The organism is Burkholderia sp. Tr-20355 (assembly GCF_017104685.1).
GTDB classification, from domain to species: Bacteria; Pseudomonadota; Gammaproteobacteria; order Burkholderiales; family Burkholderiaceae; genus Burkholderia; species Burkholderia seminalis.
Genome location: NZ_JAAGPK010000013.1, coordinates 1 through 12,957 on the forward strand (window position 1 = coordinate 1; position 12,957 = coordinate 12,957).

At 68.9% G+C, this 12,957-nt stretch carries 11 protein-coding genes and 1 pseudogene; 4 read left to right on the plus strand and 8 right to left on the minus strand.

The annotated features are described in order from the left end of the window. Nucleotides 1–95 precede the first annotated feature (95 nt). Nucleotides 96–356 (minus strand): annotated as a pseudogene (locus tag G3N62_RS05105) (DUF4880 domain-containing protein); the annotation flags it as partial. Nucleotides 357–359: 3 nt separating this feature from the next. Then, complete coding sequence (locus G3N62_RS05110) at nt 360–869, minus strand: sigma-70 family RNA polymerase sigma factor (RefSeq protein ID WP_034186712.1); 510 nt, start codon at nt 867–869, stop codon at nt 360–362. 488 nt (nt 870–1,357) lie between these two features. On the opposite strand from G3N62_RS05110, the gene G3N62_RS05115 reads away from it, so the two are divergent. After that, nucleotides 1,358–2,518, plus strand: coding sequence for a porin (locus G3N62_RS05115; RefSeq protein WP_124669786.1), 1,161 nt, complete (start codon nt 1,358–1,360; stop codon nt 2,516–2,518). Nucleotides 2,519–2,919: 401 nt separating this feature from the next. Next, complete coding sequence (locus G3N62_RS05120) at nt 2,920–4,116, plus strand: transglycosylase SLT domain-containing protein (protein ID WP_124669787.1); 1,197 nt, start codon at nt 2,920–2,922, stop codon at nt 4,114–4,116. A gap of 46 nt (nt 4,117–4,162) precedes the next feature. Here G3N62_RS05120 and G3N62_RS05125 read toward each other — a convergent pair whose 3' ends face one another. Together G3N62_RS05125 and G3N62_RS05130 are read right to left on the minus strand one after the other, a co-directional pair. After that, complete coding sequence (locus G3N62_RS05125) at nt 4,163–4,477, minus strand: hypothetical protein (RefSeq protein WP_124669788.1); 315 nt, start codon at nt 4,475–4,477, stop codon at nt 4,163–4,165. 233 nt (nt 4,478–4,710) lie between these two features. Beyond that, complete coding sequence (locus tag G3N62_RS05130; protein ID WP_034186708.1) at nt 4,711–5,457, minus strand: MipA/OmpV family protein; 747 nt, start codon at nt 5,455–5,457, stop codon at nt 4,711–4,713. A gap of 245 nt (nt 5,458–5,702) precedes the next feature. On the opposite strand from G3N62_RS05130, the gene G3N62_RS05135 reads away from it, so the two are divergent. Both G3N62_RS05135 and G3N62_RS05140 read left to right on the plus strand, forming a co-directional pair. Beyond that, a complete protein-coding gene (locus tag G3N62_RS05135) occupies nt 5,703–6,428 on the plus strand; it encodes a response regulator (RefSeq protein ID WP_059557031.1) in 726 nt (241 codons plus the stop codon). Continuing rightward, nucleotides 6,429–7,808 (plus strand): ATP-binding protein, encoded by a 1,380-nt coding sequence (locus G3N62_RS05140; protein WP_241012853.1) that lies wholly within the window; start codon nt 6,429–6,431, stop codon nt 7,806–7,808. It abuts the gene before it with no gap. A gap of 56 nt (nt 7,809–7,864) precedes the next feature. On the opposite strand, the gene G3N62_RS05145 is transcribed toward G3N62_RS05140, so the two are convergent. Genes G3N62_RS05145 through G3N62_RS05160 form a run of 4 tightly spaced genes read right to left on the minus strand, consistent with a single transcriptional unit; the run spans nt 7,865 to nt 12,748 of the window. Then, nucleotides 7,865–8,872 (minus strand): iron ABC transporter permease, encoded by a 1,008-nt coding sequence (locus G3N62_RS05145; protein ID WP_034186705.1) that lies wholly within the window; start codon nt 8,870–8,872, stop codon nt 7,865–7,867. A 2-nt stretch (nt 8,873–8,874) separates the two neighbouring features. Continuing rightward, a complete protein-coding gene (locus G3N62_RS05150) occupies nt 8,875–9,864 on the minus strand; it encodes an ABC transporter substrate-binding protein (protein ID WP_034186704.1) in 990 nt (329 codons plus the stop codon). After that, complete coding sequence (locus tag G3N62_RS05155) at nt 9,861–10,646, minus strand: ABC transporter ATP-binding protein (RefSeq protein WP_124669789.1); 786 nt, start codon at nt 10,644–10,646, stop codon at nt 9,861–9,863. Before G3N62_RS05155 ends, G3N62_RS05150 begins: the two co-directional genes overlap by 4 nt. Before the next feature lie 11 nt (nt 10,647–10,657). After that, complete coding sequence (locus G3N62_RS05160; RefSeq protein WP_124669868.1) at nt 10,658–12,748, minus strand: TonB-dependent receptor; 2,091 nt, start codon at nt 12,746–12,748, stop codon at nt 10,658–10,660. Nucleotides 12,749–12,957: the final 209 nt, after the last annotated feature.

The following is a 12,957-nucleotide window of genomic DNA, read 5'->3' on the forward strand; positions in this document are numbered from 1 at the left end:
TACCACCTCTCTTTTTTTCTTCTTACAGCTCCGGCCACCACCCAAAACTACACTCCCCTTACCACTCTTCCCCTACCCGCCGCCCTTCCGATCTCACGCGGCGGCAGCAGCGCCGCATGCGCGGCCTGCGCGTCGAGCCCGGCCGCGGGGCGGCCGAAACGACCCTGCATCGTCTCGATATGACGCCATGCCGCTTCATGCGCCGGATCCTCGGCGCGCCAGCGCGCGAGCGCGGCGTCAAACGCCTCGTCGGCGCGGCCGGACTGCCGGTCGGCCCACCATTCGACCGCGCGGCGTGCGACGTGCGGCGGCACCGCCGGTGCGCGTGGCACCGCCGGTGCGCGTGGCACGGCCATCGGTCAGGCCGCCATCGCGAAGAAGCACTGCGTGCCGGCCTTCACGAGATGGCGCTTCACCGTCGCGAGCGACACGCCGAGTTCGCGCGCGATCTCGGCCTGGGTAAGGCCGTCGAGTTGCGCGAGCAGAAACGCACGCTTCGCCGCGAGCGGCAGGCCGTCGAGCAGCTGGTCGATTTCGAGCAGCGTCTCGAGCACGACGGCCCGCTCCTCCGGCGACGGCGCATGCGCTTCGGGGCGCTGCGCCAGCACGTCGAGATACGCGCGCTCGATCTGCTCGCGCCGCCAGTGATTGCTCAGCACGCGCTGCGCGACCGTCGTCAGGAACGCGCGCGGCTCGTCGGCGCCGATCGGCTCGTCGCGTGCGAGCAGGCGCATGAACGTGTCGTGCGCCAGATCGGCCGCGCGATGCGCGCAACCGAGCTTCCGGCTCAGCCAGCCGCGCAGCCACGCATGGTGGCCGGCATAAAGGGCGTCGATTTCTCGATGGAGAGACAGCTTGTCAGCGGACATGGCCGGGTTCCGGGGTGCGCGGGCGTCAACGATTCTGTAAATGAGAATGATTATTATATACAAAAGCAAGCCTGCGGCCGCGGTTTCGATGCGCACGGCGGCGATCGGGTCGCGCCAGGTAGCGAAGCCGCGCTGCCGTCGCCGGCCGCGGGCGACTTGTCCTTAACACACGCATTGCGGTCCGGCCCATTCAATTCATTCAATAATTATTTGACGGATCAATAACAATATTCGAATCGCCGCGATTCCCCGTTCGATTGCCCGGCATTGTCGCGGGAGACGCAAAACGCAATGGCGAAATCACGAAACGTCAACGCATTGATACGAGATTCTCAATAATCCAAATCCCTCAACGGTGCATTTCGAAGAACACCCCTGTCTGCGTCAGACCACAACGGAGAATTTCGTTTTTGCCGTTCCATTGCGGCTCGGTAGTCTCCTGCCATTCCGGATCACGAACACAAGCCGCCCATGCGCAAGGAGATGAAATGAAACGCACGACCCTCTCGCTGATTTCCGTCGCGTCGTTCGCGGCGATACCCGTCGCACATGCGCAATCGAGCGTCACGCTGTACGGCGTGATCGACACGTCGATCACCTACGTGAACCACGCGCAGGGCAAGGACAACGCGTGGATGCTCGGCAACAGCAGCGCGGGCAACCTGGCCGGCAGCCGCTTCGGCGTGAAAGGCACCGAGGATCTCGGCGGCGGCCTCAAGGCGCTGTTCCAGCTCGAGAACGGCTTCGACCCGAGCAACGGCCGTCAGGGCCAGGGCGGCCGCATGTTCGGCCGGCAGGCATTCGTCGGCCTGACGAGCGACCGCTACGGCACGCTCACGTTCGGCCGCCAGTACGACCCGCTCGTCGATCTCGTGCAGGGCATCACCGCCGACAACTATCTCGGCAGTGTGTTCGCGACGCCGGGCGACGTCGACAACTACGACAACAGCTTCCGGGTCGACAACGCGGTGAAGTACACGTCCGCCGTCTATGCGGGCCTGCAGTTCGCGGCGATGTACTCGTTCGGCGGCATCGCGGGCAGCACCGGCGCCGCGCAGTCGTATTCGGCCGCCGTGTCGTACAACAACGGACCGTTCAGCGTCGCGGGCGGCTACTTCCACGCGACCAACAGCCCCGCGTCGAACGGCCTGCGCAGCGGCTGGACCAGCTCGTCGGACGGCACCTTCGACGGCCCGATCAACAGCGGCTACGCGAGCGCCCACTCGCTCGGCATCGCGCGCATCGCGGGCCAGTACGTCGCCGGGCCCTTCACGTTCGGCCTCGGCTACAGCAACGCGCAATACCGCCGCGACGCCAGCTCGGTGTTCGGCTCGAACGAGCACTACAACACCGGGCAAGGCTTTGTGAACTACCAGGCGACGAACGCGCTGCTCGTCGGCGTCGGCTACAGCTACACGCGCTCGGGCGGCGACACGTCGGCCACCTATCACCAGGTATCGGCCGGCGCCGACTACAACCTGTCGAAGCGCACCGACGTCTACCTGACCGCCGCCTACCAGCATGCGAGCGGCCAGACCGGCGACGGCCAGGGCGGCTCGATGGCCGCGCAGGCGTCGATCGGTTCGTACGGCTATGCGGGCACCAGCTCGCAGACGATGGTCAACCTCGGCCTGCGTCACCGCTTCTGATGGGAAGCGACCGGTCGCACGCGATGCGGCCGGTCGAAGCCGCGGGACGTGAACGGCGGCTTCGGCCGCCGTTGTTTTTCCGCTTTTATTCGAATTCGAGCCGGACAGGGATGGCCCGGTGAAATCCTTTCACGCAATTCGATACGGCGCACACGAGACGGCTGACGTCGTGCGTCAGGTTTCAATCGCCGCCGTCGCACCGGCATTCACCGGAAATCCGGCCATTTTTACCGGTCGGATGTCGTCGCGCCGCGTGATCCGACGCGATAAAAATGCGTGGCGAACGCGTGCGCAAATGCAAAGGAAAGTTTGACGCGAGCCATTTGCCCGCCCGCTATGGCACACTTCGCGTCTCACGTCATTTCCTTGCACCGGGCGCCCGGATTCCGCCCCAACCTGCCATGCCGCGTCATACCATCCGTCCGATCAGCCGCGAAACGCTGAAAATCGCCTCGACGATCGCGCTGTCGTGCGCGGTGCAGGGTGTCGCGCAGGCCGATTGCCTCGACGATGCGGCCGCGTTCCAGCACGTGAGCGTCAGCCTGATGCGCGGCATCGCGCAGGTAGAATCGGGAATGAATCCGAACGCCGTCAACACCAATACGAACGGCACGGTCGACATCGGGCTGATGCAGATCAACAGCACGTGGCTGCCGACGCTCGCGCGCGAGGGCATCACGCGGGAAAGCCTGTTCGATGCGTGCACGAACGCGTATGTCGGCGCGTGGATCCTGTCGCAGAACATCCGCCAGCTCGGCCCCAACTGGAACGCGATCGGCGCGTACAACTCCGCGTCGCCCGACAAGCGCCTCGCGTATGCGCGCAAGGTCTATGATGCAATCCGAACCATGCCGGATTCGCCGGATACCCCCATGCCTATCCTGCCCCCCTCCTTCACGCCGCCGCAACAGGCACAGGCGTACAACCCGTTCGCGAGCCTGAGCGTGTCGGCGCCGCCGGTCACGCGCCCGCGCACGGTCTCGCCGGCTCCGCCGCCGCCGCAGGGCGGCCCCGCCGGCCCGGCCGGCCCGGCCGGCACGTACAACTTCGGCTGGACGGTCACGGGCGCGGACCAGGCCAAGCCGACCCAGGTATTCGACGACGGCGCGCGGATCTACGTGCAGTTCAGCGACATGAAGCACGTGCCGGCGATCTTCACCGAGACGTCGAGCGGGCGCGTGCTGATGTCGTGGGAGCTGCAGTTTCCGTATGCCGTCCTGACCCGTCCCGCGCAAACGTTAATCTTCCAGCTCGGGCCGTTCGAGGCGCGTGCGCAGCGTGGGGCAGCCGGGAGCGCGGCCATGACCGCGCAGGCCGGTACGGCGGGCGCGGCCGCCGCTTCGAAGAAGTCCGCCGGTACCGCCACGAATCCGGCAGCGGGAGCGGCGTCGAAACGCACGGCTTCGGCCGATGCGCTGTGGTATCTGGATACGCCGTCGACGTCGGGATCGACGGCCGCCTCGCCATCGACGGCGAACCTTCCCGCCACGCTGCCGACGGCCATCACGTCGAACACGCCGCCGCCCGCGCCGGCCCAGGCACCGGCCGCCCAGCCTTCGCGCGTCAGTACGGATGCGCTGTGGTACATCTCGAAGTGACGCGCCCCCGATCGCACGGGTAGCGCGTCACGCCGGCACCGTCACATCACCCGCGCCGGACCCAGATCACTTTCCCGTCGCGAATGCCGAGATTGCGGCGCTCCTGCCGGTAATCCATCGTGCCCGGCAGCGACTTGCCGTCGCGCTCGAGCACGCGCCACAGGCAGCCGTCCAGTTGCGCCGCCGCATCGGCCTCGGTCTTGCCGACCAGCGCGTCGTCCTGCCCCGCGTCCGCCTTGCATGCCTGCTGCGCACCGGCCGGCGCGCCGCTTGCGCTCGAGACCTTCGTGTTCATGTCCGCACATCCCGCAAACGTTGCGCCCGCAACCAGCGCCGTCATCATCGCGATCGTCTTCTTCATCGGTTTCTCCCTTTCGCGCCCGGCGAAACATGGGCGGCGTTCGTCGCCGGCCGGGCGTTGCATGCTTGACCGGTCCCGCGCCCAACCGGCCGCGCCGATGCGGCGCGCCGGTATCGCGGCTTCGGCGGCTTCGGCCCGGTGCCGAAGCCGCCTGCATGTTACCGCACGCTGACCGGCGCGAAGGCGCGCGCATCCGGGATGCGCGCCCGGTCGCGCATGTCGCGCCGGCCCGATCAGAACGTGTAGGTCACGCCCGCCATCCCGTAGTAGTTGCTGCGCGACTGGACGATCGGACTGTCGCCGTAGCGGCCGAGCAGCCGCGTCACGCCGCCGGTCGCGAGCACCGACCAGTGCCGCGACAGCGTCCAGTTCCACGCGAGCGCCATCGACGCGCTGTCGATCCCGCCGCTCGTCGAATACGGCCGGAACCGGCTCGTCATCGACTGGGCATCGGTCACGCCGTAGAACGTCTGCATGTAACGTCCCGAGCCCGCGTGCACGGTGCCCGTCACGATGATCTCGTGCTGCGACGTCTTGAGCACCGGCACCGCGAGATCCACGTGCCCCGACACGCCGCGCGACGTGTGCGTCACCGGTGTATCGATCGCGACGCTCAGTTCGGCCGCGTCGAAGAGCGTCACGCCCGCGCGCACGCCGACGAGCACCGAGCCCGGAATCCGGCCCATGCCCTTCAGGTAGTCGGAGCCCGGCAGGTCGAAGCGGTTCTCGTCCGCGCGGCCCGCGTCGTAGCTCACGGCCGCCGACACGAACACGCCGTGCGGCAGGTTCAGCTTGTAGCCCGCGCCCTCGGTGCTGTCGATAAAGAAGCCGTTGCCGAACGTCGCGGAGAACGACGGTGCGACGACGCCGCGATACTGGTTGCTGCCCGCGTAGCGTGGCGCGAAGCCGCCGCCGAGCGACAGCGAATACTGGTTTTCCGCGTGGGCGGCGGCGGCGAGGGTCAGGCCGGCGAGCGGCATGCAATAACGATAGCGGCGGAGTAGGGGGCGCACAATATTGAGATAAGAGTGACGGAGCCCGAAGTCTAGGTGCGGCCTTGCGCCGCGACTGTCCTGAATGTGCGGAGAATCTGTGCTCAATTGTGTTCGATTGTTCGAGATTGTCGCCCCGCTCCCCCGCCCTCCCGTACGCCGGATAGAATTCGCGTGCCGCGCCGCCCATCAGCCTGCCGGGTGCGAGATGGCGCGCGCATCCCGAGGAGACCATGAACGAAGACCCGCTCAAATACCGTGTGCTGCTGATCGAGGACGACGACCGTCTCGCGCAGCTCGTCCGCGAATACCTCGACGGCTACGAATTCGCGGTGACGGTCGTGCGGCGCGGCGACCTTGCCGTCGCGGCCGTGCGCGAGCACCAGCCGGCCCTCGTGATCCTCGACCTGATGCTGCCGAACCTCGACGGGATGGAAGTCTGCCGGCGCATCCGCGCGTTCACCAACGTCCCCGTGCTGATCCTGACCGCGCGCGCCGACGTCTACGACCAGGTTGCGGGCCTTGAGACCGGCGCCGACGACTACGTGACGAAGCCGATCGAGCCGCGCGTGCTCGTCGCGCGCGCCCGTGCGCTGCTGCGCCGCGCGCAAACGGCCGCGGCCGAAGCGCCCGTCGCCGCGCCGGAGGCGATCGTGTTCGGCGAACTGACGATCTCGCCGCCGAACCGCACCGTCACGTGGCGCGGCGAGCCGGTCGACCTGAAGACGGCCGAATTCAACCTGCTGCTGATCCTCGCGCGCGCGGCCGGCACCGTGCTGAGCCGCGACGACATCCTGAAGCAGTTGCGCGGGATCGAATTCGACGGGCTCGACCGCTCGGTCGACTCGGGTATCTCGAAGCTGCGCCGCCGCTTCGAGGATGCGTCATCGGAGCCGCACAAGATCAAGACGATCTGGGGTCGCGGTTATCTGTTCAGCCCTTCCGCGTGGGACGAATAAATGCTGCGCCCGTTGATCAGGCTGTACCTCATCGTGATCGTGTGCGTCGCCGCGTCGATCATGTTCATCCAGCTGGCGTTCGACCGGATCTTCTACGAGCGCGTCGCGCAGGCGCAGCGCGATTCGCTGACGACCTATTCGTTCGTGCTGAACGACTACCTGGAGCGCCATCCGGGCGCGCAGCGCGAGCTTGCACTGCGCGAACTCGCGCTGCACGGCAACGAAGGGTTCGGCTTCATGTCGATGGCCGACGCGCGCGCGCAACTGAGCGGCGCACCGCTGCGCGATCTCGATGCCGGCAGGATCGCGATCAGCTACAACGGCAAGGATTACTACATGCCGCTCGCGGATGGCTCGGTGCTGCATGCGCGCCCGATCGAGCCGCCGGATCTCGACATCCGGATCTATGCGTACCTGCTGCTCGCGCTCGCGGCGCTGTTTGCGGTCGTGCTGTGGATTCACTATCACTGGCGCGACATTCGGCGGCTGCAGGATGCCGCGCGCGCGTTCGGCGCCGGCAAGCTGTCGACGCGCGTGAAGCTGGCGGGCAAGAAGTCGAACATCTACGAGCTGTCGCGGCAGTTCAACGACATGGCCGAGCGCATCGAGGCGTCGATCAAGCAGCAGCGCGAAATGATGCATGGCATCTCGCATGAACTGAAGACGCCGCTCGCGCGGCTCGAATTCGGGCTCGCCCTGCTCGCCGAACCCGACGAGAGCGGACGGATGCGCGAGCGCCGCGATGCGCTGCGGCGCGACGTGCGCGAACTCGACGAGCTCGTCACCGAGCTGCTGACGATCGGCCGCCTCGAACAGGGGGCGAGCGAACTCGCGCCGATGGAGATCGTCGTCGACGCGCTGATCGACAGCGTCGCCGGGAACGTCGCGAACGACGTCGCCGATCGCGGGATCACGCTCGACGTATCGGCGTTCGGTGCGCCCGCGACTCACGTGTGCGATCCGAAGCTCGTCGCCCGCGCGCTGCTGAACCTGATCCGCAACGGCGCGCGTTATGCGTCGCGCAAGGTCCTGCTGGCCGCGGCCGGCGACGCGAGCGGCGCACTCGTGCTCAGCGTCGACGACGACGGCCCCGGCATTCCGGTCGCCGAACGCGCGCGCGTGTTCGAACCGTTCCAGCGGCTCGACTCCAGCCGCGACCGACAGACCGGCGGTTTCGGGCTCGGGCTCGCGATCGTGCGGCGCGTCGCGCAGGTGCACGGCGGCGACGTGCGGCTCGAGGATTCGCCGCTCGGCGGCGCACGCTTCGTGATCACGCTGCCCGCGCTGACACTGGCGAACAGCCTTTTCGACATGACGGGCACCGATACACGCGCCGACACGCCCGGCGACGTCAAGCGCACGGCCACGCCGTCGCGATGACAGGCACGGCGGGCCGCCGCCCCGCCGCCACCCGACCGGATCCGATTGCTCGCCGCTCAGCGGCGGCGCAGCAGCGCGACGAAGAACAGGCTGCCGAACAGCGCCGTCACGATGCCGATCGGCAAATCCTCCGGCGCGGCCAGCGTGCGGGCCGCGACGTCGGCCCACACGAGCAGGATCGCGCCCGTCAGCGCGGCGACCGGCAGCAGCCGACCGTGCTCGGCGCCGACGACGCGCCGGCACAGATGCGGCGTGACGAGCCCGACGAAGCCGATCGCACCGCTCACCGCGACCATCGCGCCCGTCGCGAACGATGCGACGACGAACACCTCGCGCCGCATCCGCGCGCTCGGCACGCCGAGCGACGCCGCGGCGACATCCCCCGACATCAGCGCGTTCAGTTCGCGCCGTCGCGCGTACAGCGCGCCGCCGGCAAGCACCGCACACACGGCCGGCACCGGCAACAGGTCCCAGCGTGCGAGCCCCACGCCGCCGAGCATCCAGAACAGCACCGACGATGCGGCGCGCTGGTCGCCGAGATACAGCAGCAGATTGCCGAATGCGGCCATCATGAACGACACCGACACGCCCGCGAGCAACAGCCGGTCCGATTCGAGCCGGCCGGCCCGGTGCGCGAGCGCGACGACGCATGCGGTTGCCGCGAGCGCGCCAGCGAACGCCGCGGCCGACAACGTGAACGGGCCGAACGCCGCACCGGCGACCACCGTGACCGCGACGGCGCCGAGCATCGCGCCCGCGCTCACGCCGAGCAGATGCGGATCGGCCAGACGATTCGCGGTCGCCGCCTGCAACGCGACGCCGACCGCCGCCAGCGTCGCCCCGACGGTCGCGGCCAGCAGCGCGCGCGGCATCCGGATCAGCCACACGATGCTGTCGTCGCCCGCGCTCGCCGCGAACGCGCCAGTCTCGCCGAACGCCGAGGCGAGGTGCGCGGCCACGATCCGCACCGCGGCCGCCATCGCGATCGGCGCCGGACCGAATGCGGCCGACACGACGATCGACACGATCAGCAGCACGGCCAGCGCCGGCAGCACGACGCGCATGCTCATCGCGCCGGCCCGGCGAACGCGGCCGGATACAGCGCACGCGCCAGCGTCTCGACGGCCGCGACGTTCTCGGGGCCCGGTGTCGCCGCATCGTACGGAATCACGACGAAGCGCCGGTCGCGGATCGCCGCCACGCGCGCGAGCGCCGGCTGGCTCAGCAGGAACTGCTGCTTCTGCGCGGCCGTCACCGCCGAGTAGTCGACGATCACGATCGCCTGCGGATCGCGCGCGACCACACTCTCCCAGCTCACCTGCGTCCAGCTGCGCGGCAGGTCGTCCATCACGTTGCGCGCACCGGCCGCCGCCAGCAACGCGGTCGGCATCGCGAGCCCGCCCGCCGTCATCGGCTTGTCGGTCCCGCTGTCGTAGACGAACACGCGCAGCGGCGCCGGCTTCCCGAGCGTGCGCGCCACCGCCGCGAGACGCGCACGCATCGCGGCGACGACTTGCGCGGCACGCGCGTCGACGCCGAAGATCCGGCCGAGATTGTTCAGGTCGCGGAACACGTCCTCGAACGACGCGGCCGATTGCTTCATCACGTGCGAGCACGACTCGGTCAGTTCGTAGGTGCGAATGCCGAACGGTGCGAGCGTCGCGGGCGTCACGGCGCCGCCGACATGCATCCCGTAGTTCCAGCCCGCAAGATAGAAGTCGGCGCGCGCGGCGGCCAGCACCTCGAGCGACGGATACTGGCTCGCCAGCTCGGGCACGCCGCGCAACGCGTCGCGCACGCGGGCGGTGCCCGTCTTCCAGCCGCCGATGCCCGTATAACCGACGAGCCGGTCCTTCAGGCCGAGCACGAGCATCATCTCGGTCAGGTTGACGTCGTTGCTGACCGCGCGCGTCGGGGCACGCTCGAACGTCACGTCGCGCTCGCAACTGCGCACGGTGACGGGATAGGCGCCCGCGTGAGCGGCGGCGCAGCCGAGCGCGGCGGCGGCAACCAGCCGGCGTGCGACGGAGGACAAAGGAAACGGCATGGCGGTCATTCCGGATGAAGCGGCGTGATGCGCGGCCGGCCCGACACAGGATGCCGATCGACGAGCGCGGCGACGCCGAATACGTCGCGCAGCAGCGCATCGGTCAGCACGTCGCCCGGCGTGCCGGACGCGACGACCCGGCCATGCGCGAGCACGTGGAGCCGGTCGCAGTACGCGGCCGCGAGATTGAGGTCGTGAATCGTCGCGAGCGTCGCGATGCCGAGGCGGCGCACGCGTGCGAGCAGTTCGAGCTGGTGACGCAAGTCGAGATGGTTGGTCGGTTCGTCGAGCAGCAGCAATTCGGGCTGCTGCGCGAGCGCGCGGGCCAGCAGCGCACGCTGCTTCTCGCCGCCCGACAGCGAGGCGAAGCGTTGCGCGCGGCGCGCGACGAGGCCGACGTCGCGGAGCGCGGATGCGACGATCCGGCGATCGTCGGCCGACTCCGCGTCGAACGCCCGCTGGTGCGGCGCACGGCCCATGCCGACCAGTTCGTCGACCGTCAGCCCGAAATCGTCCGGCGTCTCCTGCTGCAGCACCGCGATGCGCTGCGCGACCGCGCGCGGCCGCATGCGCCAGACGTCCTGCGCCTCGAGCGCAACGCGGCCCGCATCGGGCCGCGCGTAACGGAATATGCAGCGCAGCAGGCTCGTCTTGCCGCTGCCGTTCGGGCCGACCAGCCCGACGAATTCGCCTTCGGCGACCGTCAGCGTCACCGAATCGAGCACGTCGATCGCGCCGCCGGGAGACCAGCTCACGCGTTCGATGTCGAGCATGTGGGTGACGGGACGCATGTCGCGCCGCACTAGAAACGCATCGTCGCGACGAGCTCCGCCGAGCGCGACGGGCCGAGCAGCCATTGCTCGCCGCCGTTCGACGTCGTCACCGCGTACGTGCGGTTCGCGAGATTGCGCAGATACAGCGCGAGCTCGGTGCGCGACGTCGGCCGCCAGCGCAACGATGCATCGAACACCGTGTACGACGGCACCTGCAGGCGGTTCGCATCGTCGCCGTAGGTCGCGCCGACGTAGCGCACGCCTGCATTCGCCTGCCAGCGTTCGGCGAACGCCCAGCCAAGCCACAGGTTCGCGGTCTGCTGCGGCACGTTGGACGGCACGTTGCCGGCCCGCGATACCGTCGCGCCGCCGTCAGTCTGGTTGAATTCGTCGTAACGCGCGCGCAGCAGCGCGACGTTCGCGTCGATCGTCCAGCCCTGCGGCAGCCGCGCACCGCCCGTCAACTCGATGCCGCGCGACGATTGCCGGCCAACCTGCCGGCGCAGCGCCGGATGGAACGGATCGCTGCTGAGCAGGTTGCGCTTCGTGATGTCGTACACGGCGAACGTCCAGTATGCGCGGCCGTCGAGCAGCGTCTGCTTGAGCCCGGCCTCCCACTGCTCGCCGGTCGCGAGCCGGTAGTTCGCCTGTGACGCGGACAACGTCACGAGCGAGCCGAGCCCCTCCGCGCCCGTCGTGTATTGCGCATACGCGCTGAGGGTCGGGGCGACTTCGAACACGAAACCGGTGCGCCAGCCGACGTTCGCGAAGCGCTTGTCGAAGCCCGCGCCGGTCGCCGCCTGTTCGCGGCTGAAGGCGATGTGGTCGTAGCGCACGCCGCTCAGCCAAGCGAGCCGCGGCAGCACTTCGAGCCGGTTCTCGGCGAACACCGCGGCCTGCCGCGCCCGCGTGCTGAATTGCGGCACGATCGGATCGGGGCTCGTGAAGATGCCGGGGTCGAAGCCGTGCACGGGCACCGTCGATTCGCCCCCGTACGGCGAGTTGTTGATGCCGCTGAACGTGATCCGGCTGAACTCCGTGCCGACGACGAAGCGGTTCGCACGGCCGAACAGCGTGCCGTCGACGCGCGCGCTCAGGCGGTCGCCGATCTGCCGCTGGTGGTGGCCGATGTCGAGATAGTCGCCGCGCGTGACGCGCCCCGCCGCGGGATCGAGCGCGTACGATTCGGCGTTGCGCCAGTGGCGGTTCGACGTCAGGTAGTAGAGCTGGTTGTCGATCGTCACGCCGGCCGCGGGCCGGTAACTGGCCGACAGGCGCGTCCACTGGTCGTAGTACGAAATCGTCGCATCGCCGACGGTGTAGTTGAGCTTGCGCAGCGATGGATCGAGCACGCCGTTCGGCGCCGGCACGCCGTAGTACGTTGCCGGCATCTGGCGGCCGTAGTCGTAGTCGAGCGTCAGCGTGAGCCGCGGGCTCATGTCGAGCTTCAGTGCGCCGCCGAGCGCCGTCGTATGCGTATCGGCCCGCTCGGCGAGGCCGTTCGCGCGCGCGTCGCTCGCATAGAAGCGGTAAGACAGCCGCGCGCCGAGCGCACCCGTCGTATCGAACGCGACGCGCTTCGCGCCGTCGAGGCCGATGCCCGCCTGCAGCGTCGTCTCGCGCGTGCGCTGCGGCCGCTTCGGCACGACGTTCACGACGCCGCCGATCGCGCCCTCGCCGTACAGCACCGACGCGGGGCCGCGCAGCACCTCGATGCGCTCGGCCGACCACGTATCGAACGGAAACGTGATCGTGCCGGCCGCCGGCATCAGCCGCACGCCGTCGAGCAGCGTCATCACCGATTCCTGCCCGCTGAAACCGCGCACGCTCAACGCGGTACCGCCGTTGCCGGGCGCCATCGCGCTCGCGAAGCCGGCCGCGCGCGTGACCGCGTCGAGCACCGTGCGATCGCCGCGAGCGTCGATCGTGGCGGCCGTGACCGTCTCGACGCTCGCGGGCGTATCGAGGCTCGCGAGCCCGAGCCGCGAGCCTGTTTCGAGCGGTTGTGCCAGCGGGTCGGTCGCTACGGGTTGCGCACTGACGTTGATCGCCGGCAGCACATGCCGCTCGTCCGGTGCGGATGCGGCCGCTTCGGCGGCCAACGCGCCGGAGGTCGCCATCGCGCAGCCCAGCAGGGTCGTGCAGCCGCGCGCCGCGCATGTGCGCCAGGCGCCCGCGTTCCGGCGCTGCGCGGCATGGTGCCGCTCCCCGCGCGCCAGATGGTTTCCGGATTTCGTCACGTCGTATCGATCTGGGTGGAATGTCGTCGCCGGCCACCGGCGACGAAAACGTCGGATGATACAATATATCAACTCGATCCGTCAGGAAT

Bases quoted from the DNA above. Each gene is read 5' to 3' on its own strand.
- G3N62_RS05150 (WP_034186704.1), bottom strand. From the start codon at position 9,864: ATGACCGCCATGCCGTTTCCTTTGTCCTCCGTCGCACGCCGGCTGGTT.
- G3N62_RS05115 (WP_124669786.1), top strand. From the start codon at position 1,358: ATGAAACGCACGACCCTCTCGCTGATTTCCGTCGCGTCGTTCGCGGCG.
- G3N62_RS05140 (WP_241012853.1), top strand. From the start codon at position 6,429: ATGCTGCGCCCGTTGATCAGGCTGTACCTCATCGTGATCGTGTGCGTC.
- G3N62_RS05155 (WP_124669789.1), bottom strand. From the start codon at position 10,646: ATGCGTCCCGTCACCCACATGCTCGACATCGAACGCGTGAGCTGGTCT.
- G3N62_RS05145 (WP_034186705.1), bottom strand. From the start codon at position 8,872: ATGCGCGTCGTGCTGCCGGCGCTGGCCGTGCTGCTGATCGTGTCGATC.
- G3N62_RS05125 (WP_124669788.1), bottom strand. From the start codon at position 4,477: ATGAAGAAGACGATCGCGATGATGACGGCGCTGGTTGCGGGCGCAACG.
- G3N62_RS05160 (WP_124669868.1), bottom strand. From the start codon at position 12,748: ATGGCGACCTCCGGCGCGTTGGCCGCCGAAGCGGCCGCATCCGCACCG.
- G3N62_RS05120 (WP_124669787.1), top strand. From the start codon at position 2,920: ATGCCGCGTCATACCATCCGTCCGATCAGCCGCGAAACGCTGAAAATC.
- G3N62_RS05135 (WP_059557031.1), top strand. From the start codon at position 5,703: ATGAACGAAGACCCGCTCAAATACCGTGTGCTGCTGATCGAGGACGAC.
- G3N62_RS05130 (WP_034186708.1), bottom strand. From the start codon at position 5,457: ATGCCGCTCGCCGGCCTGACCCTCGCCGCCGCCGCCCACGCGGAAAAC.
- G3N62_RS05110 (WP_034186712.1), bottom strand. From the start codon at position 869: ATGTCCGCTGACAAGCTGTCTCTCCATCGAGAAATCGACGCCCTTTAT.